The organism is Streptomyces virginiae, assembly GCF_041432505.1.
In the GTDB taxonomy this organism is placed as follows: Bacteria; Actinomycetota; Actinomycetes; order Streptomycetales; family Streptomycetaceae; genus Streptomyces; species Streptomyces virginiae_A.
Map to the genome: position 1 here is coordinate 8,835,542 of NZ_CP107871.1, position 23,230 is coordinate 8,858,771.

At 67.4% G+C, this 23,230-nt stretch carries 19 protein-coding genes; 9 read left to right on the top strand and 10 right to left on the bottom strand.

Annotated features, from left to right (window positions below):
• The first annotated feature begins 38 nt into the window (after positions 1 to 38).
• From OG624_RS40760 to OG624_RS40770, 3 genes are read left to right on the top strand one after another with little or no spacing between them, the layout of a single operon-like run.
• The gene (locus tag OG624_RS40760; protein ID WP_371640759.1) at positions 39 to 314 is read left to right on the top strand and encodes a hypothetical protein; all 276 of its coding nucleotides are present in this window, start codon (positions 39 to 41) and stop codon (positions 312 to 314) included.
• A complete protein-coding gene (locus OG624_RS40765; protein ID WP_371640760.1) occupies positions 311 to 1,228 on the top strand; it encodes an ABC transporter ATP-binding protein in 918 nt (305 codons plus the stop codon). Before OG624_RS40760 ends, OG624_RS40765 begins: the two co-directional genes overlap by 4 nt.
• On the top strand, positions 1,225 to 2,148 hold the full coding sequence (locus tag OG624_RS40770) for a hypothetical protein (protein ID WP_371640761.1): 924 nt from the start codon (positions 1,225 to 1,227) through the stop codon (positions 2,146 to 2,148). The genes OG624_RS40765 and OG624_RS40770 overlap by 4 nt, the downstream gene beginning before the upstream one ends.
• A gap of 124 nt (positions 2,149 to 2,272) precedes the next feature.
• On the opposite strand, the gene OG624_RS40775 is transcribed toward OG624_RS40770, so the two are convergent.
• The 4 genes from OG624_RS40775 to OG624_RS40790 form a co-directional block, all read right to left on the bottom strand.
• Positions 2,273 to 2,467 (bottom strand): hypothetical protein, encoded by a 195-nt coding sequence (locus OG624_RS40775; RefSeq protein ID WP_371640762.1) that lies wholly within the window; start codon positions 2,465 to 2,467, stop codon positions 2,273 to 2,275.
• 3 nt (positions 2,468 to 2,470) lie between these two features.
• Complete coding sequence (locus OG624_RS40780; RefSeq protein ID WP_371640763.1) at positions 2,471 to 2,728, bottom strand: hypothetical protein; 258 nt, start codon at positions 2,726 to 2,728, stop codon at positions 2,471 to 2,473.
• A gap of 472 nt (positions 2,729 to 3,200) precedes the next feature.
• The gene (locus tag OG624_RS40785; RefSeq protein ID WP_371640764.1) at positions 3,201 to 5,510 is read right to left on the bottom strand and encodes an ABC transporter permease; all 2,310 of its coding nucleotides are present in this window, start codon (positions 5,508 to 5,510) and stop codon (positions 3,201 to 3,203) included.
• The gene (locus tag OG624_RS40790; RefSeq protein ID WP_371640765.1) at positions 5,507 to 6,217 is read right to left on the bottom strand and encodes an ABC transporter ATP-binding protein; all 711 of its coding nucleotides are present in this window, start codon (positions 6,215 to 6,217) and stop codon (positions 5,507 to 5,509) included. Before OG624_RS40790 ends, OG624_RS40785 begins: the two co-directional genes overlap by 4 nt.
• Positions 6,218 to 6,354: 137 nt before the next feature.
• On the opposite strand from OG624_RS40790, the gene OG624_RS40795 reads away from it, so the two are divergent.
• On the top strand, positions 6,355 to 7,194 hold the full coding sequence (locus OG624_RS40795; RefSeq protein ID WP_371640766.1) for a sensor histidine kinase: 840 nt from the start codon (positions 6,355 to 6,357) through the stop codon (positions 7,192 to 7,194).
• On the top strand, positions 7,191 to 7,910 hold the full coding sequence (locus tag OG624_RS40800; RefSeq protein WP_371640767.1) for a response regulator: 720 nt from the start codon (positions 7,191 to 7,193) through the stop codon (positions 7,908 to 7,910). Before OG624_RS40795 ends, OG624_RS40800 begins: the two co-directional genes overlap by 4 nt.
• A gap of 174 nt (positions 7,911 to 8,084) precedes the next feature.
• Here OG624_RS40800 and OG624_RS40805 read toward each other — a convergent pair whose 3' ends face one another.
• The 3 genes from OG624_RS40805 to OG624_RS40815 form a co-directional block, all read right to left on the bottom strand.
• The gene (locus OG624_RS40805) at positions 8,085 to 8,273 is read right to left on the bottom strand and encodes a hypothetical protein (protein WP_371640768.1); all 189 of its coding nucleotides are present in this window, start codon (positions 8,271 to 8,273) and stop codon (positions 8,085 to 8,087) included.
• Positions 8,274 to 8,480: 207 nt separating this feature from the next.
• Positions 8,481 to 8,699, bottom strand: coding sequence for a hypothetical protein (locus OG624_RS40810; protein ID WP_371640769.1), 219 nt, complete (start codon positions 8,697 to 8,699; stop codon positions 8,481 to 8,483).
• A gap of 3 nt (positions 8,700 to 8,702) precedes the next feature.
• Positions 8,703 to 15,803, bottom strand: coding sequence for a ricin-type beta-trefoil lectin domain protein (locus OG624_RS40815; protein ID WP_371640770.1), 7,101 nt, complete (start codon positions 15,801 to 15,803; stop codon positions 8,703 to 8,705).
• Positions 15,804 to 16,278: 475 nt separating this feature from the next.
• On the opposite strand from OG624_RS40815, the gene OG624_RS40820 reads away from it, so the two are divergent.
• Positions 16,279 to 19,383 carry a DNRLRE domain-containing protein gene (locus OG624_RS40820; RefSeq protein ID WP_371640771.1) on the top strand — a complete coding sequence of 1,035 codons (3,105 nt, stop codon included), beginning with the start codon at positions 16,279 to 16,281 and terminating at the stop codon, positions 19,381 to 19,383.
• Between the two features lie 257 nt (positions 19,384 to 19,640).
• Positions 19,641 to 19,994, top strand: a complete 354-nt coding sequence (locus tag OG624_RS40825) for a hypothetical protein (RefSeq protein WP_371640772.1) — start codon at positions 19,641 to 19,643, stop codon at positions 19,992 to 19,994.
• 5 nt (positions 19,995 to 19,999) lie between these two features.
• On the opposite strand, the gene OG624_RS40830 is transcribed toward OG624_RS40825, so the two are convergent.
• The 3 genes from OG624_RS40830 to OG624_RS40840 all read right to left on the bottom strand — a co-directional run bounded on the left by OG624_RS40830 (position 20,000) and on the right by OG624_RS40840 (position 22,031).
• Positions 20,000 to 20,494, bottom strand: coding sequence for a DUF6233 domain-containing protein (locus OG624_RS40830; protein ID WP_371640773.1), 495 nt, complete (start codon positions 20,492 to 20,494; stop codon positions 20,000 to 20,002).
• 117 nt (positions 20,495 to 20,611) lie between these two features.
• Positions 20,612 to 21,199 (bottom strand): hypothetical protein, encoded by a 588-nt coding sequence (locus OG624_RS40835; protein ID WP_371640774.1) that lies wholly within the window; start codon positions 21,197 to 21,199, stop codon positions 20,612 to 20,614.
• Positions 21,200 to 21,240: 41 nt separating this feature from the next.
• Positions 21,241 to 22,031, bottom strand: a protein-coding gene (locus OG624_RS40840; RefSeq protein ID WP_371640931.1) for an IS5 family transposase whose coding sequence is annotated in 2 segments (ribosomal slippage) — positions 21,241 to 21,716 and positions 21,716 to 22,031 — 792 coding nt in all. Because the reading frame shifts where the segments join, the coding sequence is not laid out codon by codon here.
• Positions 22,032 to 22,186: 155 nt separating this feature from the next.
• Between OG624_RS40840 and OG624_RS40845 the strand changes: the two genes are divergently transcribed.
• Both OG624_RS40845 and OG624_RS40850 read left to right on the top strand, forming a co-directional pair.
• Positions 22,187 to 22,597 (top strand): hypothetical protein, encoded by a 411-nt coding sequence (locus OG624_RS40845; RefSeq protein ID WP_371640775.1) that lies wholly within the window; start codon positions 22,187 to 22,189, stop codon positions 22,595 to 22,597.
• A gap of 32 nt (positions 22,598 to 22,629) precedes the next feature.
• Positions 22,630 to 23,196 carry a hypothetical protein gene (locus tag OG624_RS40850; RefSeq protein WP_371640776.1) on the top strand — a complete coding sequence of 189 codons (567 nt, stop codon included), beginning with the start codon at positions 22,630 to 22,632 and terminating at the stop codon, positions 23,194 to 23,196.
• Positions 23,197 to 23,230: the final 34 nt, after the last annotated feature.

A 23,230-nucleotide genomic window follows, 5' to 3' on the forward strand; every position in this document is an offset into this window, starting at 1 on the left:
GGCGGCACACCCCTTGTCCGACGACCGGAAAGGCACGTATGCCCACCGGAACCTCCGGATCCACCCCAGTGGACCGCTACTTCGCCATCCCCATGGTCCTCCTTGCCCTGACCTTCCCCGTTTTCATCTTCGGCGGGGACAGCGGCCGTACGGCAGGCTGGCTGCTCTACGCTACTGGCCTTCTCCTGACCGCCGGCGCACTTATCTACTGCGCGCTCGCGCGGAAGAGCGCGAGCTTCGGCGGTGCGAGTTGTGTCATCGGCGCCGTCATCATCGGAGCACTCGCCCTGAACCGTTACGGATGGCCCTGGTGACCGACAGACACCACCCCTCCAGCAGTGGTGTGACGGTGCGCGCACTGAGCCGCACCTTCGGTACGAAAACCGTTCTCCACGACGTGTCCATGGACGTACCAACCGGCTCGGTGACCGGATTCCTCGGCGCCAACGGCGCCGGAAAGAGCACCACAATCCGCATCATGCTCGGCCTCTTGCGAGGCGGCGGGCACACCGCCTTCCTCTATCGCCCACTGTCCGCCTGGAACTCACCGGGGCTTGTGGTCGGTGCTGTCCTCGGCGGCGTGGCAGGCCACCCGTCCCACCGAGTACGGACGCATTTGGCCATGGTCGCAGCGGGTATGGGGCTGTCAGAGCACCGGGTCGGTGAGGTCCTCGAACTCGTGGGGCTGCAGGAGGCCGCCACATCGCGGCTGGGGACGCTGTCTCTGGGCATGGCGCAGCGGGTGGGCATCGCCCAGGCGCTGCTCGGGAACCCGCCCGTGCTGATCCTCGACGAACCAGGGAACGGCCTCGACCCGCACTCCCTGCGATGGCTGCGCACGTTCCTGCGCCACCTTGCCGGGGAAGGGCGGGCCATTCTCGTCTCCAGCCATCTGTTGGCGGAGATGGAACAGCTCGCCGACAGGGTGGTCGTGCTGGCGCAAGGCCGGGTGGTCGCACAGACCACGGTGCGCGACATCAAAGCCCGGACCGGGACCGTCACCGCGCAGAGTCCGGATACCGCGCGGCTGATCAAGATCGTTGAACATGCCGGCGGCACGGCGCAGCCGCTCCAGGACGGCCTCGTCTCGATCAGCGGCCTCGACCGTTTCCAGCTCGGAACACTGGCCGCCGCCGCATCGCTGCCCCTGAGCTGGCTGGACGAACGGCACCTCTCGCTGGAGGACTACTACATCTCCGTCGCGCAGGAGGAGTTCCACATCCGATGAACAGCCCAACAACGGATCCTGCACGCCCCGACACCATGACGGCCCTGAGCCGAATCACAGCGGGCACGCCTGCGGCCCCACGGAACACCCTCTCGAGAACTGACAAGCTGCGCTTGGCCGCTGACTACGAATGGCATCATCTGCGTGGTCTGCGCTCCACCTGGATCGTCCTGTCCGTAGCAGCAGTTCTAGCCATCGGAAACGGGTTGAGCCTGCTGCTGGTGGCGGACGCCGACACCGCCCCCACCCCAGCGGCCGTGGCCGACAACCTGCAGTGGGCTCCCACCGCCACCCAGCTTCCCCTGCTGGCCCTGCTCCTGATCGCCATCGGCACCGGATCTGTCAGCACCGACCTCACCCGCGGAACAGCCCCTACTACATGGCTCACCGCCGCCTCCCGACGTACAGCGTTCGTGGCGAAAATTTGCGTCGCGAGCCTGCTGGTGACCGCCACCGCGGTGGCGACGGCGTTGATCGCCGGAGCCGCCGGAGCACTGGCCCTGGTGCTCGGGGGCATGCCCCAGCCCGCCTGGGGAGAATCTCTGCCGGCGCTCTTGCGGTTCGTGTTGGTCATGGCCTGCTGGCCAGCAGTGGCCGCTTCGGTAGCGGCACTCGTACGCAACCGAACAGCCACCGTGCTGGTGCTCGTTCTGTGGCCGCTGATCATAGAGCGGGCCGCAGGCGTACTGGTGGGCCGACTCCTCGGAGCCGACAGCCTGCCTGGCGTCCTGCCCTTCGCGGCCGCGCGGGCAGCCATGTCGGGAGCCCCCGACACCGGCGATGGCGCAGATGCCACGCTCGAACGGACGCTGCTCGGCAGCGGGCTCGACCCTTGGACCGGAGTGGTGGTGCATGCCGTGTTCGCCATCGCCATCGGATGCGCAGGAGCCTGGGCCTACTCTCGGCGCGACGCAGCGTAGACGAGGCGCGATCTGCCCGACCGGCGAGTACGTCAAGCTCACTCAGCCACGATGCCAGACCGGGCGACGAGCAAGCCATCGGTGAACCCTGCCGCACCGACTACTGCGAGGGCGACGGCAGTGCTCAGGGCCTGACGGAGCTCGCGGAACGGTGCAGAGCCACCACGGTCTCCACCACCGCACGGGCCCGCTTCACCTGTTCATCGCGCAGCACCCGCAGCGTCCGGAGGATGTTGGCCGGGGTGTCGGCGAGGACCTGGCCGACGAAGCGCGCGATGGTGCGGGCGATGCACGGAGCGGCAGCCGCGGGCGCGTGCATGGATCACTCCCTGATCGCCATCAGGTAGAGGACGCCGACCTCGTCCAGGACGAAGGAGTCGGCGAAGGGCTCGGTGTCGTCGGACAACGCGGTCACGGGGAAGACGACCAGCTCCGCGATGGCTGGCCGCAGTCCCGACAACTGCTCCACCTCGGGCGCGAGCCGCGACGCCGTGGCGTCGTCTCCGGCTTCCACCGCCAGGATGTAGTCGAAGTCGAGCTGGACCAAGTGCGGGGGCAGCGAGGGAACGATGGGGGACACGAGCAGCTCCTGACGTATGGCCGCCGTGCCGATCACGGCGACGTCCCGACAGCTTCCGGCGGGGTCCTGTGGATAGAGGCCGGAGCTCTCTCCTCCCCTCAGAAACGGACAAACCCTGTGGACAAGGGGCCATATGGGACCCCCTTGACCAGTGCTCCACCCGACGCTGGATCCGCCCGCTGACCCCCTTGGCCAGGTCGACCGAACGGCCGCGAACGCCGCATCGTCCCTTGACCTGCTCTGCGCGGGCGACGGTTAGACGGCGGTCAAGGGGTGCCTTTGCACGCTCTCTCTCCTCGGCCCCGGTGTGGGGCGGTGTATGAGTACCTGTTCCTGAGCCGCGCATGACAAAGGGGTGGTGGTCTGGTCGAGGTGCTCTGTAGCCCCGTGCCAGCAGCTGGCCGTGGGAACCGACGGCTGACCGCCGTCGGCTGCCATGGGCCGGATCCTAAGGCTGGTGCTGATGGGTGATCTACTCGGTGTGCAGCACCGAGGCGATGGTCATCCGGGCCGCCGACCGGGCCGGGACCAGGGCGCCGAGGACTGCGATCGCCACACCCGCCAGGAGCATCGCGGCCAGCTGCGGCGCGTGCCACACGTCCTTCATGTACGCGGGGAAGTCGACCACCCCGACGTTGTCCACGACGAGGCGGTGCGCCACGATCCCGAGCGGGATGCCGAGCAGCCCGCCGACCGCGCCCAGCCCGGCGACCGAGGTCACCGTCATCATCACCACCTGCCGGGGTGTCATCCCGATCGACTTGAGCATGCCCAGGTCCCGGCGTCGCTCACGGGTGTTCAGCAGGACGGTGTTGAAGACACCGAGGGACGCGACGAGGGTCAGCAGCACCGTGAACACCGTCGAGAAGGTGATGACGGTGGTGGTGCCGGCGTTACCCTGGTCCGCCACCGACGCGCGCAGGCCTGGGTCGAGAGCTTCAACCGCCTCGGCGTAGGCATGGGCGTCGGTGCCGGGAGCGAGCCGTACCGTGTACTCGGTGGCGTGGGTGTCCGGTGCGAGTTGGGCGAGGGTCTGCCAGGTGGCCTCCAGGGCTTGGGCGTTGCCCTCGATGAGCTGACCCACGACGGTCGCGGAGATTTGCCTGCCGTTCAGCTCCAGAGTGACCCGGTCACCGACCTTCAGCCCGCGCTGGGTCAGGAACGACGGCCCGGCCACGATCTCGCCCGCTGCGGCCGGCGCACGGCCCTTGACGATTACGTGGGCGTATGAGGAATCGTCCCAGCGGTAGAAGTCCGCGAAGACGGGCTGCGTCTGCCCGGTCATGCTCGCCTGGGCCAGCGCACGGGCCCGCACCCCGGCCGCTCCCGGGAGGGAGCGCAGCCGTTCCTCGATCTGCGGGTCACTGAGCCGGGGAGGGGTCCGGTCGTTGCCCGGCCCCCCCGTTTCCACCTGGATCCGGGCACCTCCGTCTTCCCGCCCGACGCTGCCGAACGCCACCATGGTGCTGGTCAGTCCGGTCGACAGGGTCACCGTGGTGACCCCGAGGACGATGGCCGCCAGGGTCAGCAGGGTGCGCCCGGGGCGTGCGAACGGCTGGCCCAGGCCCAGACTGACCGGGCGCGGCAGCCGGGTGGCGCCGAGCATCCGCTGGACGCGCAGTCCGCGCCCGGTCCGCGGCGCGCCGCCCAAGCTGATCGCCTGCGCAGCGGGTAGCCGGTGGGCTCGCAGGGCGGGGACCAGCGCGGCCAGCAGGACGAGGGCGGGCATGCCCACTAGGCAGACCACGGACACCCACGGGCCGATGCCGCCGACCGAGGCCCGGCCCACATCGATGCCGGTGAACGCGACCCGCAGGATCGGCCCGGCCAGCACGTTGCCCAGCACGGTGCCCAGGACGCAGCCCACCACGGCCGGTACGGACAGCATCGTCAGGTAGACGGCGACGACCTGGTTCGGGGTGAAGCCCAGGGCCTTGAGCACCCCGATGTGCCGGTACCCGGAGACGACCGCCCCGCTGACCACGTTGCCGACGATCAGGGCGGAGACCAGCAGCCCGAGGACGCCGAAGAGCGTCATGAACGGGAGATACGAGTCGGCCAGCGCGGAGAAGGCCTGCTTGAGGGCGAGGTAGGTCTGCACGCCGGTCAGCGAATCCTCCGGCAGCCCCGCCATGGCCCCGGCCAGCCCGGCCCTCAGCTGGGCCTCCGTCGAGGAGTCCGTGAAGCGGTAGAGCATCTGGGCGGAGGACGGGTGCAGCGCGGCCATCTGCTCGGGTGAGACCCAGGCGCTCGCCGACTTGCTCATGCTGGCGGCGAAGCCGACGACGGTCAGCGTCGGTCCTCCGGGGTTCTCCAGCTTGGTGCCCAGCAGCTCCGGGCCGGGGGAGCCCTGGACGGACCAGTTGACGACGATCTCGCCGGGCGCGGTGGCCCAGTGGCCCTCCAGCAGCTCGATCCGGTCCACGGGGCCCGCCGGATCGGCCCGTCCTACCACGGTGAGGGTGCCGCCCGCCGTCCAGAGCCAGCGCTTGGGGATGTCGACGATGGCCTGCCCGAAGGGCCCGGCCGCGGCCTCCACCCCAGGCTGCCGGGCGGTCCGTGCCAGTTCTTCTTGCGAGACCTTCGTGGTGTCGAACGTCGCCACCGTATGAGCCCCGCGCTGGTCGGCGTACGCCTTGTCGAAGGGGCCCGAGGCGGCGGCCAGCAGCCCCATCGCGAGCAGGACGGTCGTGGTGGAGCAGAGGACGACGAGCCCGATGACGAAGGTCTGGAGCCGGCGGCGCTTGACGGCCGCGCGTGAGGCTCTCCATACGGCGCTCATACGGTTGCCTCCAGCCCGCTCTCGCGGCCGACCCGGCCGTCGGCGACCTCGATCAGCCGGCTGGCGCAGCGGGTGGCCAGCTGCGGGTCATGGGTGACGATCAACAGGGTCTGGCCGATCTGATTGAGGTCGATCAGCAGATCCATCACCTGCTCGCCCGAACGGCTGTCGAGGGCGCCGGTCGGCTCGTCGGCCAGCAGCAGCGCGGGACGGTTCATCAGGGCCCGGGCCACGGCGACCCGCTGCCGCTCGCCGCCGCTGAGCGTCGCCGGATAGTTGTTCCGGCGCTCGGCGACACCGAGTTCGTCGAGGAGCTCCAGGGCACGGCGGCGCGCCTGCCGGGCCGGGGTGCCGGTCAGCTGCGCGGCCAGCGCCACATTGTCCAGGACGGGTAGATCGTCGATGAGGTTGAAGAACTGGAAGATCATGCCGACGTTTCGCCGCCGGAACAGCGCCAAGCCCGTCTCGTTCAGCTTCCCGAGGTCATGCCCCTGTACCTCGACTGTGCCCGAGGTCGGCCGGTCCAGGCCGGCCACCATGTTGAGCAAGGTGGACTTGCCACAGCCGGAGGGGCCCATCACGGCAACCGCGTCCCCCGCCATGATCTCCAGCGACAGGCCGTCCAAGGCCTTCGCGTCGCCGTACTCCTTGTGCACGCCGTCCAGCCGCACCACCACTTGCCGGGCACTGCCGTGATCAGTTGTCATGGCTCGAACGTAGGCCGGACTCCGCGGCCGGGCGTCACCCCCCGGATGTATCCGTCCGGCCAGGTCATCCCGGGGATGTACGAAGCTGCACCCGGGGGCTGAGGTGGGGCACGTCATGCAGCTGCGAAGATGATCCGGTGGGGGAATCCTGGACGATCTGGCTGGTCATCGCCCTGGCGGCGGCAGTTGGCGCCGCCGGGTGGCTGTGCGTGGCGGCGGTCCGGGCGCGGCGGCAGCACCAGGCGGCCCTCGAGGAGCGCGGCTGGCTGCTGGAGCGGGAGCGCGAGAGCGCGACGCGGACCGCGGTCGACGCCGAGCGGGCCAGGATCGCCGCCGAGCTCCACGACATCGTCAGCCACAACGTGAGCCTCATGGTGGTCCAGGCCGGGGCCGCCCGCGAGGTGCTGGCCACGATGCCCGAGGAGGCCGCGGCGGCGATGAGCGCCGTCGAGACCGCCGGGCGGAACACGATGAACGAGCTGCGGCACCTGCTCGGCCTGCTCGCACCCGCGCAGGACGGCGACGACGAGCCCTACGGTATGGACCTGTCACCGCAGCCGAGCTTGAGCCGACTCAGCCCGCTGATCGACCGGATCGCCTTTGCCGGCCTGCCCGTGGAGATGCGCATCTCGGGTGAGCCGCGCCCGCTGCCGACAGGGATCGATGTCACCGCCTACCGGATCATCCAGGAGGCCCTGACCAATGCACTCAAACACGGGGACGGGGCGAAAGTCGAGGTGACGGTGCGGTACGCGGACCACTACCTGCGCGTCGAGGTGCTGAACAGCGGACCGAGTGTCCTGTCGGGCGGCGCGCCCGCGCAGAAGGAGCCGGGCCGGGGCCAGGCGGACGGAACGGGACGCGGGCTGCTCGGCCTGCGGGAGCGGGTCGCCGTTTACGGCGGCGACCTGGACGCCCGCCGCCGCCTCGGCGGTGGCTACCGCGTCCGCGCCCGGATCCCGCTGGACCGGCCATGACGACGCGCACCGAGCCCTCCCCTCGCGTCGTGATCGCCGACGACCAGGAGCTGGTCCGCACCGGCTTCCGCCTGATCCTGACCGCCCGCGGCATCGACGTGGTGGGCGAAGCCGGCGACGGAGCCGAGGCCGTGGCCGCCGTACGGAGGCTGCGGCCCGACGTCGTACTGATGGACATCCGGATGCCCGCCATGGATGGCCTGGAAGCCGCCCGCCGCATACTCGCGCAGACCCCGGACTGCCGGGTGATCATGCTGACCACCTTCGACCTCGACCACTACGTCTACGCCGCCCTCGCCGCCGGAGCCAGCGGATTCCTCCTCAAGGACGTCACCCCCGCGCATCTGGCCGCCGCCGTACGCCTGGTCAACACCGGTGACGCCCTACTCGCACCCTCGATCACCCGCCGCCTGGTGGAGCGCTTCGCCCCCAGCGCCCCCAGAAGCGGTTCGGGCCTCGCAACCCCGGCCGCCCACCGAGACCTGGCCGCACTGACGCCGCGCGAGCGCGAGGTGCTGACGCTCATGGGCCGGGGTCTTTCCAATACCGAACTGGCACAGGAACTGACGCTCAGTGAGGCGACAGTGAAGACCCACGTGGCCCGGATCTTCGCCAAGCTGACCCTGCGCGACCGGGCCCAGGCAGTCGTCCTCGCCTACGAGACAGGACTCGTCTCACCGGGCGAGTCCGCTGACACCGTCAACCCCTGCCGATAGCAGGCAATCTGGAGATCAAGTAGCCAGAGTGTGCAGTGTCACGTGAGGCGACACCTCAGCTCGGCGCTCCGTTCGGAAACGATCGTGCGTGAGACACAAAGATCGACATGACGTTCCCGCCGGATGGGAACGTAACGCTTCCGGTGTACGCACCTGTGTAACGCCCTACCCCGTTCACGACACCTCCGGCAACCCGGAGGAAGCGAGGGCCAGCGCCCTGGCCTCGTCGTTGTTGAATTCGAAGTCGGTGTTGACGATGCCGCCGGTGCCGAAGGTCGTGTCCAGGCTGCCGTCGGCGTTGTGGCGCACCAGCACGAAGTCGCCGCCGGTCTCGTCGAAGTAGCCGTTTGCGGTGTCTGGCACCATCGCCATCAAATCCGATCGCATGCATGACACCTCAACCTCGCAGAGTCTGGACGCTATCGAACAGGCCAGCGAGGCCGGGGCGATTTCGCAACCCCGGCCTCGCTTCAGCGACCGCCAGTAGACGTCAGGCTCGCCCATTCAGAAACGCGTCGGCTCGATAGGCAGTATAACGAGAACTAATTCTGAAAACCTCCATTAAATCTATCACTCCGCGAGGTGCGTTTGATCGACGACCTCTACACCCGCCTCCATCATGCGCTTAACAATTCGATCCGACAGATCATCGTCCTCAATGATCCATGTTTGCGATTTCACCTCGTCGGTGATGAGGAATGTCTCCTTATCGCCAATCAGGAATTTTCGCAGACGGAATCGTTCGGGGGGTGAATCCCAAAGTTCACTATAATCCGCTATGTTCGGCATCAGCTAAGGCTTCTTAAGTATCTCAGGGAGCTTACGCCCATCTCCGTATGGTCCACCATATCTCATTGTAGAGCCATCTCGCAGTACAATCTGAGACGATCGCTGAGGCGACCCTTCGGCGATTTGATACAGAACGTTCGCTTGATCTTTGGCGCTCGCATAGGGATGCGTCGGGTGGGTGTGATATATCCACATCCTGTCGGGGCCTGAATGCATCGTCACCGAGTGCTCCCTACCGCTGTAGAGGAAGTACTGGCCTCCACCCCCGTTAGGTTTCGGCCCAAGTTTATACACGAGCCCCCATTCCGCATTAGTTGCGTTCATGAGAGCCGCCATCTGGGCAGGGGAAACACGGCCTGAAACTGGAATCCCGTCAGATCCCGGCGCTTTAATGTAGCCGCGAAGTAGGTACGGAACCTCCTTCGCCTCCTGCGCGACAAGCGTCCGCCTCAAAACCAAGGATGAGAAAGTTGATGCGCTGGCTGCTTCCGGACCAACCGGCCCAAGGGGCAGCCCGGCGAGCGCACCTCCTTGACCTGTTCCCTGCTCGTAAGCGGCACTAGTCAAGTCTACGTCGTAGTCCTTAACTGCATACTTCCTCATATCGTCGCCAGCGCACGTAACCTCCCCAAAAAGCTTGAAAGCGTAACAACCGACTGTCAGCGTGTCCACGGCCCCGATCATGAGCCCGGCAGCATAATCCCGATCGTTCCCGAGGGGCTGATCGACCCACTTCTTACTGCAGCCCGCACGGTTGCAAGTGTGCTTATAGTGCCCGACTGGCGGTTTCTTGCCATCCTTAACAACGTTGATATTCGGCGTACTGCCGCCGTAATATCTTCTTTCATGCTTGCCGCCAGCACCCTGACTGTTAGACGCTGACGAAGGCGGCGCCTGGAATCCAGAGTCTTCATTACCCCCAACGAAGTACTTGAGGCCATCCGGATCCAGGTTGCTGATGGGGTTGCCGTTGGCGTAGGTGTATCCGTTCATCTGAAGCGGGTCGGTGATGTCGATGACCGGGTCGACGGTGATGAAGCGGCCGGTGCTGGCTTCGTATTCGCGGGCGCCTATGTGGGTGAGCCCCGTGGTGTTGTCGTCCGTGCCGGTGCCGAGGAAGGTGCGCTCGCCGGGCCAGTTGGCGGGCTGGCTTCCGCGAGGGTTGCCGTACGGGTCGGACTTGCGCCGGGTGACCGGCTGGCCGACCTTCTGGTCGACACTGATGGTCGCGGTGTTGTGGTGGTCGGCGAGCAGGTGCGACAGGGTGTGGTTGGTGGTCTTGCCACTGGTACGGCGGACTGTGGTTGGGGCGCCGGGGCTGCTGTAGTAGCGGACGGCGTCGATGGCTTTGCCGGCCTTGTCGACGGTGATCTCGGTTTCGCCGAGGTAGAGGGTCCGGGCGCTTCCGGTTTCCTGGATGACCCGGTTACCGGACGCGTCGTAGAGGTAGCTGGTGAGGTTGCCGAAGCTCCACTGCTGGGCGGCAGTCGGGGCAGGACTGGCACACATGAAGGTGTGCAGGTCGTTGCCCTCGGCGTCATTGTCGTTGGGGACGGTGAGGCACTGGTTGGTGCCGGTGACGAGGGCCTTGTCCGTCTCCCGGTAGGTGAACTTCTGGCTCTGCGCGCCCGGCGTGCATGCCTTAAGGACGGCCTTGCCGTTCTCGGAGGTGAGGCACTTGCCGAGGGCCTGGACGGTGTCGCCGGTGATGCGCCACTGCTGGGGCTTGGTCTCGTTGCAGGACAGCAGCTGGACGGGAGTGCCGTCGGTGGTGTTGCCGTCCTGGACGTCGAGGCACTTGCCGGAGAGGCCCGTGACCGCGACGGAACCGATGCCGGGGCTGGTCGCCGAGAGGAGCTTGCTGCGGCGGTCCCAGTTCAGGGTCTGGGTGTCACCATCGATGGTGCGGGTATTGGTGCTGCCCGCCGCGCTGTAGGTGTAGGTGGACAGGGAGTCGACCGTGGAGCCGGGCGTCTTGGTGGTCTTGTTGACCTTGGTCAGGGCGTGGGGCTGCTTCTTCGGGTTCGGCAGGGCGCCGCCCGTGATCTCCACGCCGTAGGTGTACGTCGTCTCGTCGTCGAGGGCGCTGTTGGCGGGATCGTGGTCGGTGAGCTTGGTGCGGTTGCCTATGGCGTCGAACTGGTAGTCCTGCCAGTAGGCATCACCCGGCGTACCCGATCCCACCTCCGTCCGGTCTGGGCCCGTGGGACCGGTGGGGCAGCCTTCCGTCTTGCCCGTCCAGGCGCGTGCGAGCTGGCCCATGGCGTCGTAGCTGTAGCACTGACGGTCGACGAGGGCCGGTGACTGCGCGGTGTTGCCGGGGTAGGTGTCCTTGATGGCGGTCGGGTTGCCGACCGCGTCGTACGTGTAGCTGAGCGAGGAGAGAAGATTCGAGCCGGACGCGGAGTCGCGCGTCTCCTTGTGGCTGGTTGCCGCGGCGACCCGTCCGGTGTGGGGGTCGTAGGTGTTCGTGGTCCACACGCGGTGGGGTGCGTTGCCGGAGGCGGTACGCAGGATCTCGCCGTACGGGCTGTAGACGGTGTCGGAGGTGTACCAGGACAGGCCCGACATGGTCTGCACCATGCCGTCGGCGTTGTAGCGGGTGATCAGCTTCTCGGCGGCGAGACCGCCGATCGTGGCCGGGAGGGTCGTCGACTGGACCTTGCCCGTGGGGGTGTACGTGGTGCTGTAGGCATAGCTGCCGGCCAGCCCCTTCGTGGCAGGCACGTCTGGGATGGTGATCCGGGATCCGGTCGGCCGGTACTCGCTGTCGTAGCCGGTGACCTCAGTCTTGTACGAGCCGGCGCCCCACTTGCGGGTGGAGGCGACAGGCTGGCCCTTGGCGCCCGGGAGGGTGTCGTAGGTCCAGGTGGCGATGGGGTCGGCGGTTTCGGAGTCGTCGCGCAGCGCGGTCCTGCGGCCGAGTACGTCATAGGAGGTGTACTGGGTGACGTTGTAGACGTTGGTCGTCGAGACCGGCTGGTCGAGGTTGTTGTAGGTGTACGTCGACTTGCCCGTGTCGGGATCGTCTGATGAAGTCTTCCGCCCGCGGGCATCGTAGGAGTAGACCCAGTTGTTGCTGGCCGCGTCGGTGACCTTGGCGAGCTTGCCCCGCACATCGTAGGTGTAGCTGGTCTTGTTCGATGTGCTGAGATCGGTGGCGGTGTAGTGCTCGATCTCAGAGGTACGGCCCAGAGGGTCGGTCGACGTCTTAACTGCGCGGCTGCCGGGCAATGGGGCTGACCCCGTGGGCGAAATGGCGCTACGGGTCAGGGTCCAGTCGCCGCCATACTGGGTAATCGCAGATTGCCGGGCTTCTCCCTTCTCCACCTTGGTGACACGTACGACGCGACCGAGGCCGTCGTAGGCAGTCTGGGTGGAGTTGGGTATCTCGGTGACCGACTTGGGGACGTAGAGCTTCGTATCCAGCTTGTCCTCTACGAGGTAGCCGTTGTTGGTCTGGCTGACGGTTCCGTTCGCGCTGTGCAGGGCGTCAGCAACCAGGACGGCACCGCCCGGGCCCTCGGTCTTGGTCTGGCGAGACCGCAGCAATCCGTCGTAGATCGTGATGGAGGTGCTGTAGGTGCCGTTGTCCTTGAGGGCGCGGGAGATGACAGCCGGCGTCTTGAGTTCGGCGATCTGGTATTCGAACGTGTAGGCCGCCGGATCGGTGGGCTTCTGCGAAGGTGTCCGGATCTCGATGCTCCTGCCGAGCTCGTCGTAGACCGTGGTGACCTTCCGGCCGTTCGCGTCGGTCGCCTCCAGGACGTTGCCGCGGCCCGGGTCCACCTTGGTGGTCACGGTGTGCCCGAGGGCGTTGGTCACCGTGGTGGAGAACGCTGGTCCCGTCGCGGGGCTGAAAGCCACGCTCGATGGGTTGCCCGCTGCGTCGTATGTCTTGATGGCGCGGCCGAGCGCGTCGTACTCGGTGCGTCCGGACGTCGTCCAGCCGGTGCCTGCCGCGTCAGTGCTGTCGACCTGGTACGGAAGGCCCTTGGTGGGCGCGGTGCCGAAGGCGTTCACCGCGTCGTAGGAGCTGCGGGTTGCGCTGAGGCGCGTGCCGGCCTCGAGGCCGCCGCCGGCGCAGTCACCTGTCGTCTCGATGACCTCGGACTGCAGACCAATCAGGTTGTTCGTGGGGTTGTGGACGTACTTGGGCTTGGTGCACGACTGCTTGACGGTGGTCCAGCCAGTGCCCTTGTTTTCCGAGACATCGGTCTGTGTGGTGAGCAACAGACCGTAGGAAGTGGGCTCTTCCTCGTACGTATTGAGGGTGCGCACCATCCGGGACTTGCCGCCACTGACGGACTTGATCTCGATAGTGCGTGCCGTGCCCAGGCGGTACGCCTCCAAGGGGGTGTTGTCGATGCGGGGCCGGGAGGCGATCAGCTTGCTCCGCCAAGGTGCAGACAGCTGTCGGCTCTCGACGCTGCCGCCAGCCTTGGTGTAAGTGATGGTCTCGGCAACCTGCCCCTGGTACTGACGCAGGTCCTCGCCCAGGTCTTCCGCACCCGAGGAATCCTTGACGGTGACCTTGGCGGTATCAGTGGACAGACCGCGGAAGTATCGGGTGCGGGTCTGGCTCTGCTCAGTCGCGTTGGCCTTGCCCGCGTTCGCGGTCTCGCCCTTGATGGTGAGGACGCTGGCGTAGCCGCGCCACTGACTGTAGGTACGCCGGTCGGGCTTGGTGAACTCGTCGTCGTCCTTGGCCCAGGCGGCGTCCTCGTACGTGTAGCTGGTCTTGACGTCGGGGCGCTGTGCCACCCGGTCCTTCTCGACCACGCTGTCCACGACGTACTTGTTGAAAAGTTCGATCGGCGGGACCTTGTCCGGGTCCAGTCCCGTGTCCGCGGACCAGTGCACGGGGAAGCAGCGCGTGGTGTTCTTCGCCAAGTCGGGGACGCTCGTCCCCTTCGCGCACGGGGCCGAGTACTTGACCTCGATCTCACCACCGGTCTCGGTGAGGATGGTGCCCACCCGGAGCCTGTCGAAGTCCGGTGCGGCGTCGGGCTTCCCGTTCCGGTCGGCCTTCAGGACACGGTTGGGCATGTCCACCGCGTTGGCCTTGAAGGAGACCGGGGGCAGCGAGACACCGAGGGTGCTGTTCTTGGCGCCGTAGGCGGTCCGGGTGATGGACTCCAGCCACAGCGGAGGGCTCGTATCGGTGCGGTGCTTGGGGAGCGACTGCTTGAGGGCCCACTGGTCGACCTTGGTGAGTGCCGTGGATCCCTCGGTCCGCTGACCGTAGGTGGTGACACGGTCCAGGCGCATGCGCGACCAGAACGTGGGAGAGAAGGTTTCGCAGACCGCCGCGTCCATCTTGCAGTTAAGGGAGGCGGGGGTGTCGTACCATCCGATTCCGTTCTTGGAACCGAACAGGGACTCGGCGCAGGAGACGTTCTTCTCCTCGAAGCACCGCTGCGCCACACCGAACTCGACTCGGCCCGCAGGGGCACCGGCGAGGTTGTCGGCGCGGAGTCCGTAGAGGATGCGGGTCGGGTATCCGCCGCGGATGTACCCGACCTTGGCGCGGTCCTTCTCGTTGACCTTCTCGTTCCTGGCGTAGCGGTTCTCTTCCTTCGCCCAGTCGATGATCATGGCGTTGCCGTGGACGTCCTCGACGTAGTCGAGGTTCCAGCGCCAGGCCTGGGTGCAGGAGGAATTCGCGTAGGCCGCCTGATAGCAGGGCTCGCCCGGGTGGTTGCCGAAGACCGGGACGGTGAAGACGGAGTCCGTCACGGTCATGGGCGACGAGCCGTCCCCGTGGGTGCCGACGCTGTGGCGCCCGTAGTGGTACCGCATGCCGTCACGCGTGGTGACGACCCAGTATTCCCCGTCCTTGGCGCCGTTGCCGCTGCCGGTCTTGAGCTCGACCTTGGAGCCGTCGTCGGTGACGGGGACCCAGGCACCGCTCGCGGCGTCGTGGACGAGCTCGGTCGTCGACCCGTTGAGGGACAGGACGACGCTGTCGCCGGCCCAGCACAGGTCGCCCTTCTTCTTGTCCGCGGAGTTGTCGTTGTTCGGCTTGCCGCTCGACGAAGCCTTCAGGTCGTCGGAGCAGGAGCGGTAACGGCGTTCCACGAAGCCCGGGTTGTAGTCCCAGCCGTCACCGACCCAGGACGCCTGACCGTTCGTCACGGACGTCCTGCCGTCCACCGCCTGCGAGGAGTACGAGAACGCGATGGACGGGGTGGGGCCCGCCGGCGCCCGGGGCACCGTCAGCGGGTAGGTCCAGGAGAAACCGCCCCCACTGCCACCGGCGGTCCATGAGCCCGACGGCGAGAGAGAGGTGGCCTTGTACGAGCCACCCGCGCCCGCCGCACCGTCGGAGGCGACGACCGCCATGGCGCCCGCGGCGCCGCCGACGCTCATGGTCCGCATGCCCTCAACGGGGGTCGCAGCCGGGTCGAGGGTCGCGACGACCTTCTTGCCACCGGCGTCGTTCGAGCTCGGGACGTCCACGGAGACCGAGCATTCGGGCAGTTCGGGGTGGTCGAGGAAGCACGCGGGGTACTGCCGCAGCTTCAGACGTGAGGACCACTCGGTGCCGTACAGGTCCTGGAACTTCGAGTAGTCCAGAGCGACGTCGACCGGGTTCACGGCGTCGACGGGCGGCGTGATCTTGATGATGGCACCGTCCACACCGGCGGCTTCGGTCTTCGCGCGGCCTTCGACGGCCGCCGACCACGTACCCGTCGGGGCGGTACCCGTCCCTGGCACCTTGCCGATGCTGACCGGGAGCGAGCCGACCTGGACGAAGTCGGCAGAAGGCGTAGGAGCCAGCGGGATGCTGGCCGAGGCTTCCGCGGGCGGCGCCACCGCAGTCGGGGTGTAGTCCTCGAGCGGCTTCGGAGGATCACCCACCCATCGACCGAGCGCGTCCATGGCGGCCTGGTCAGGCCTGACTTTGAGGTCCTTCTGGAGGCCGGGCAGCTCGACACCGCTGCGGTCGCCCGGTGGCGCCGCCCAGGCCTGGACGGGCAGAAGAGTTGCGACGAGCACCACGGAGAGAGTGATGCCGGCGCGCCCGGCGAGGCGCGCGCGTGTTGCGCGCGCCTTTCTGTTTCCGGGCAGGCGGAAATTGTTCGCCGAGAACGGCGACATGTGGACCCCCCCACGCTCTGCCGCCACGGCAATGGCGCATGGCAGGCAGGAAACTGACAATTAGCCACCGATTCTGTGGCCCGTGAATCGAAAAAGCCACAGTTCCGCTATTCGGTGTGGGCTTTGTCACTTTGCCGGGTGTATACCCTGGGGTATTCGACGCAAATCGCCCGCTAACGACACGCCCGGCAGGCGATGCAGGGGGTGAAGATGTCGGAGAGATGGTTCATGCTCAGCTCGCACGCCCTTCGCCTGAAATGCAGTGACAGAGCGAGCTGTTCACCGGTTTCAGGCCAATGGCCTAAATTATTTAGTGAGTGCCGAGGGCTGCCATCCCGGCCGCCCGAGGGGGGAGAAGTACCTCGTGTCTGTCAGCGATTCCGCGGGCCAAAGTCCGCCACAAAGGGCTGAAAGAGAAGCCCCCGCACCCGCGCGTAGGTGGTACAGGCGCCGGCGTGCTCTGGGGGCTCTGGCCATGCTGGTGGCCACCGCTGTCGCGGTGCCCGTCGGCGTGTACGTGATCGGCGACGGGAAAGTGCACAACCGACCCGACAAGGACGCTCGGGTCGCCGAGCCGCAGGCTCGCCGGATGGCGGAGGAGAGCGGCGAAGAGGTCGAGGTCACGGCCGCGCGCAGCGCCAACACCACGACCTGGGCGCGGCCTGACGGGTCGTTCCGCAAGCAGATCCACAGTTCGGCCTTCCGTGCCAACGTGAACGGGCAGTGGAAGCCCATCGACACCGGTCTGGAGCGGGTGGAGGGCGGCTACGCGGCCAAGGCGGTCAACGGCCGCGTCTTCTTCAGCGGGGGGTCGAAGGAGCAGGCCGGCGGCGGGGAACGCACTGCCCGGGGCGTGAACCGGGTGGCCCTGCGGCAGGACACGCCCAGCCAGGAGTGGACCGAACTGGTCCACCTGACCACCGACGGCCACGACATGACCGTCAGCTGGCCCGGCACCCTGCCCGCGCCCGTCATCGACGGCCCGCGCGCCCTGTACGAGAACGTCCGCCCCGGGATCGACCTGGTGATGACCGCGCAGGACGGCGGCTACTCGCACCTGCTGGTCGTCAAGGACAAGCAGGCGGCCGCCGATCCGCTGCTGGGTCAGCTGAAGTACCGGCTCGGCAGCCCGGACATGACATTCCATTTGGATGACGAGTCGGACGCTCTGAGCGCCCGTGACGCCAAGGGCCAAGAGATCGCGGGCTCGCCGACCCCGATGATGTGGGACTCCAGCGGCAAGGTCGCCACCACCGACAACCAACCGGCATGGAAGCCGACCGACGTCGCGAAGCAGCACCCGACGCTGGCCCTGTCCGGTCTGGCCGGCGCGGAGGGCGCGCGCCTGAAGCCCGTAGCGGCGGCGCTCGCCGACAACGTATTGTCCCTCACCCCGGACAGCGCGCTGCTGAATGCGCCGGAAACGGTCTATCCCGTCTTCATCGACCCTCCGTTCAAGGGACACAAGCACGCTTGGACCCTGCTTTACAAGACGGCGGAAAATTCAAGCTTCTACAACGGGCAGAATTTCAACGCGAGCGGCGCGCCCGAAGCCCGCGTCGGATACGAGTCCACGAGCGGCGGTACCTCCCGTTCCATTTTCAACTTCGACTTCGGCAGCCAGCTCCACGGGTCCGAAATCATCTCGGCCCGCGTTCGGGCGTTGCAGACCTATTCGTGGTCGTGCGACACCAAACAGATGCTCATCTACTCGACCCCGTACATCACGTCGTCGAGCACCTGGAAGAACACCAACAACGCGGCCCACTGGGGAAGAGTGGTCGCCTCGGAGTACTCGGGATACGGCCACGACAGCGCGTGCCCCGACGACTGGATCGCACCCGACATCAAGGGCCTCGTCGCCGAAGCAGCCAACAACAGATGGGGGGCGCTGTCCCTGGGTTTCGCCGCCCCGAACGAGTCTGACTCGTACTACTGGAAGAAGTTCCTCGCCAACGGCGAGACCGCTCCGTACATCGACGTCGTCTACAACTCGCGCCCGGACACGCCGATCGCGGCGAACATGCAGACCTTCCCCGGCGGCCCGTGCCTGACCAGCTGGCCCGGAACCGGTATCGGCAAGACCAACGTCACCTTCCAGGCGAAGGGCACCGACCGCGACGGCAACCTCGACAAGGTCCAGATCTTGGTGTGGCCCGCCGCCGGCGGACAGCCGGTCTTCGACCAGTGGTTCGTGCCCAACAGCGACGGCGTCGTCACCGCCGAGGTGCCCTGGAACACCTTCACCGACGGCCAGACCTACTTCTGGCTCTCACGCGCCACGGACAAGGACGGCGCGTGGTCAGACAGCGGCCCGAACGACTCCGGTGGCGGTGGCTGGTGCACCTTCACCGTCAGCCACACCGTCCCGCCCAACCCGGCCGTCTCCTCCGCCGCCTTCCCGCCGCAGGGCGACGACTTCAACGAGTGGAGCACGGAGCCCGTCGGCACGACGGGACAGAGCTTCACCATCAAGGGCAACGGCGCCAAGGTGGAGGACATCCGCGAGTACCAGTGGAGCCTGAACCGGCCCTCCTTCGACCAGAAGGCCGTACCCAACCCGGGCAGTGACACGGTCTCCGTCCCGCTCCAGGTGGACACCTCCGGTCCGAACGTCCTCTACGTCCGCACCGTCGGCAAGTCCGGCAACATCTCCAACCAGAGCACCTACGGCTTCCTCGTCAGGCCGAGGCCCGGCCAGGACACGCCCGGCGATGTCACCGGCGACGGCAACCCCGACCTCCTGGCCATCGACAACGACGGCAACCTACGCACCTACGCGGGAGACAAGGGCGGCGACACCGACGCCTACCTCCCCGGCGCGATCGAGAACGGCAAGCCCGTGGCCCCCGGCTACTGGAAGGACCCGGCCACCGGCCAGTCCGCACTCATCGCTCACGCCACCGACTGGTACCCCGGCGACGGCCTCACGGACCTGATCGCGCGGATGCCCGACGGCAAGCTCTACATCTATCCCGGCACCGGCACCGGCCAGTTCGACGTCGGCCGCCGTATGCAGATGCAGATGCCGCTCAGCGCCCCCGATCCGTCCGTCTTCCGGCAGCTCGTCGTCACCGAGGACATCGACGGCGACGGCCTGGGCGACATGTTCGCCCTGGACGCCGACGGCTTCTGGGTGTTCTCCGGCTACACCGGATCCAGCTTCGCCTCCTACAAGAAGATGGCCACCGGCTGGGCGGGCCGCGACATCGTCGGCGTCCGGGACGTCTCCGGGGACAAGGTCCCGGACCTGATCTTCCGGGACAACACCAACGCCAACCGCGGCCTGGCCCTGCGCAAGGGCAAGCCGGGCGTCAACGGCGGGGTCGACCTCACGTCCCTGGAGTCCAAGGCGAACTCCGAGGGCGCCGAGGACTACACCTACGCCACCACGGGCTGGGGCAGGGCCGCCTACCCCAAGGTCCTCGGTACTCCCGATGCCAACGGTGACGGCATCCCCGACATCTGGGCCGTCGGGAACAACGAGAACCAGTGGCTCTTCCAAGGCGGAACCAGCACCGTCGGCGCCCCCATCGGCCGTGACGAGGACGGCTGGAACACCTTCCTGACCATCGGATAGCCGGGACGAACAGCCCGCAACCGCGAGCGCTCTGCCAGGAGATCACTCCTGGCAGAGCGCAGCCGACTTCGGCGTTCTCGACAGCGTCGCACCACATCGACCACATGGTCTGGGCCGATCACGCCCCGTCCGCGGCAGCGGTGCCCGCATCGCCTCGGCTGCCGCGACCTACAAGTGCGCGAGCAGCACGAAGGACATCGACGACAGCAGCTATGACGGGCCGTGGCCGGACAACTGGAAGATCACGGTGAAGACGTGTGCGGCGCGGTCCGGGGGGCACCGTGTACGCGTACGCCGAAGTGCGCTGGGACGGGCCCGGTTTCTACCCCGTGGACGACACGACGATCTTCGACGGGGCCAAGCTGCGCGTGCAGATCAAACAGTCCCGCGAGGGCACCGACCTCGTGGTGGTCGAGAGGGACTTCCCCGGCCTCGAGGCGCGGCTGGAGGACAGCACGTCCGGCGGGAAGCGCTCCGGCATCTACCGGACCACGACCATCAGCCACCGGGCCGGCCCGTCCGCCCTTGGCGACTCGGTGCTTCTCCTGGACTGGCAGGGTGACGGACACGGCTACCGACGCCACGACTACACGGGCTCACCGACCGTCTGACCTGATCAGTCGCCGGAGGCGGGCGCGTCGTTCCGGCCGTGCGCGAGGATCGGCAGGAGCGTCTCGGCGGCGTCGCACGCGGTGCAGGCGACGGTGCCGGGCCGTGCGAGCACGTCGAGTGCCTGCGTGGTGTCCAGCGGGTGCGCCCGGCCCGTTGTGCTCGGGCAGCCTTCGGCGTGGACGGTGGCGGGCCGGCCGTGGGTGCGGCCGTCGAGCAGCCACGCCCACCGGCCCGGCACCGAGGTACGGGTCCGCGGGTGGGCGGGGATGCCGCCCAGGTCGACCCCGGGCAGCGGGCGCAGCTGTGCGGCGGTGACCCACGTGCTGTACTCCGCCAGCTCGACGCCGCCGCCCACGGCGGCCTGCCACAAGGGAACACCTATGCGATACATCCACAGTCCGGTGTCGAGCTGCTCGCGTTCGTAGAGTCGTACCCGCTCGATGGCCTGCCCGTCGGGGAGGACGAGGGTGATCGGGGCCGACGGGGAGGTTTCGGTCACGGTCAGGGGCGGGCGAACTGCTCCTGCCGGGCCTGCCTACAGGCCGTGCAGAGCGGGTTCGTTCCGACGCCGTAGCGGCAACACGGCTGACCTGTTGACTGCGCCTTTTCCCACTCGTTACGACGTAGGTAGGGAGGACGCCAGCCAGAGCACGGCCGGAAGCGCCCCACCGAAGGCCCACACGAAGTTGTTGAGCCCTATGGAGGCGGCGATCGTCACGTGAAAGGCCGCGGCGCAGGTCACGAAGAGCAAGCCACCCACGAACCCCGTGAACACCATGAAAGGGCCAGCGACCTCAAAAATGATGGTGGCAACAGCAGCGATACCGGAGAACCGGCCGAGCAGCATAGTTGCCGTGGCGCTTCCGTGGGCAACCGTCGTCGCGATCTTGCCCGGCGCCACGCCGGCCCGCCACGAGGAGCCGGCGAGTTTGGCCAGACCGGAGATCCAGTAGGCGAGGAGTGCCTGCCCCGAGATGAGGAAGAGACCCGCATGTGGCGATACGCCCGCCATCGCGAGGCCAGCCCAAACGACCGTTTGCATCTGGTCGGCACCATCAAGACCGAAGCCCAGCCGCGTGCTACCCAAGTACTGCGCCATGGCCACCGACGCGGCGCACATTGAAGCTGGCACATTCAGGTTGGCGAACCACAGGGCTGTGCAGGCCAAAGCGAGGCACATGCGGGAACACTGGAAAGCAACCATCCCGCCAGGCTTTGCGATAACCCTAAGAGCTCGTAACACGATCATGAGGCGGGTTTGTTGAGGCGTCGCCAGCAGATGAGGCTGCAGGCGAGGGAGACGAACGCGTCGTGGAGTTCGGTGCGGCGTTCCCATCGGACGGCGAGCCGTTTGAACTGGTGAAGCAGGGCGAAGGTCTGCTCGACGACGTAGCGGAGCTTGCCCATGCCCTTGATGTTCGGGGCTCCCTTGCGGGAGATGACCGGCAGGATCCGGCGTTTGCGCAGCTCATCGCGGTTGGGGTTGGAGCCGTAGCCCTTGTCTCCGAGCAGGGCCTCGGGGCGACGGCGGGGCCTACCTGGCCGGCCCGCCACGGGTGGGATGCCGTCGACCAGAGCGAGGGTCTGGGTGACGTCGTTGACGTTCGCCGCGGTCGTGATGACTCTCAGCGGGGTACCGCGTCCGTCGCAGATCAGGTGGTGTTTGCTGCCCGTCTTCCGCCGGTCGACCGGCGACGGACCGGTGTCGGCTCCCCCTTTTTCGCCCGGATGTGGGAGCCGTCCACGCATGCCCTGGACCAGTCGAGACGGCCGGCCGCGTTCAGCTCGGCGAGCAGGATGCGGTGCAGCCGGTCGAAGACCCCGGCCCGCTGCCACCGCTCCAGGCGCCGCCAACAGGTCTGCCCCGAGCCGAACCCCAGCTCGGGCGGTAGGAGTTGCCAGGCGATGTCGTTGCAGAGGACATACAGGATGCCCTGCAGACACAACCGGTCCGCCACCGGCCGAGGCCCAGGCGACCTCGCCGGCCAGGGCGGCAGCAGCGGCTCGATCAGTGCCCACAAGTCATCGTCCACGATCCACGGCCGAGTGCTCACACACTCACGAACGGCCGAATCATCACACCGGTTACGCCCGACCAGGGCATCTCACCAAGATCCTGTTACGAGCTCTTAGGACGTGGGGAGAGTGTCGGGTCGGCCGAGAGGCGAACCCGCCGACAGACTGTGGGCCCATGACGCTTACCCTCGGCGCTGAGACCGCACCGTCTCCTGCGGATGCGCCCGCCCTCGCGCTGCGCGCCCGGCTGAACGAGCTTCTGCACCACCGTGGCTGGACTCCGAGCAGCACCGACACGACACGGGTACTACAGCAGATTGAGCACATCAGGTTGGGGAGTCTGCCCGTGCTTCCCGACTGGAGTCAGATCGACCCGGAGTGGTGTTGGGAACATTCCCTCCTCGGCCGGGGGACCGAGGAGGAAGGTTCAGTCGTACCCACCTACGTGAAGGTCCGTAAGGGGACGATCGAGGTCGCTTACGCGTTCCCGTTCAACGTCGAAGTCGACACCTGGTGCGAGGAACACCGGCCAGCGGAGATGGGTGCAGTTCCTTTGAAGGGAAGTGCTGAGCTGGGAGAACGCTGATCGGGCTGTGTTCGGGGCTTCTCGTCTCTACCGTGGTGGTGGAGGAGGGGGAGCGGATGGGCTCGCTGTTCGAGGAGTTGGAAGCCCGCGAGGCGGCCGCCCGGGTTCGGGTGGAAGAGCTCGAAGCCGAGCTCGCTGAGCTGTCCGGGAGGCTGGAGGTGGCCCGGGAGGGGCTGGAGCGTCTGCGGATCACGCGGGCGACGGTCGCCGAAGTGCTCGCGGAGATGGATCCGCAAGTGTCCGTGGCGGCGGCCGGTGCCGGACAGTCGCCTGCGGGTGAGCGGGCGGTGTCGGCGTATGCGGGGGCCGAGAGGCAGGTAATCGGGGTGCTGACCGTGCCGAACTGGCAGCCCGGGATGATGCAGGATGTGCTGCCGTCGGTGTACCGCGACATCGTGGAGGTGGTGGCGGACGCGCCGGGGCCGGTCCGCGCCAAGCAGATCGTGCCAAGGATCGGACTGCCGGCCGAGACCGGGAAGATCGAGGGAACCCGGTCAAAGCTGAAGCGGCTGGTGGAACGGGGCTGGCTGGACGAGGACACCCCCGGCATGTTCACCCCGGCCCGCCGCCGATCGGATGCTTCGCCTAACTCCAGCTGATAGCAGGGCTCTTCCCCCTACATTCGAAGGTGCG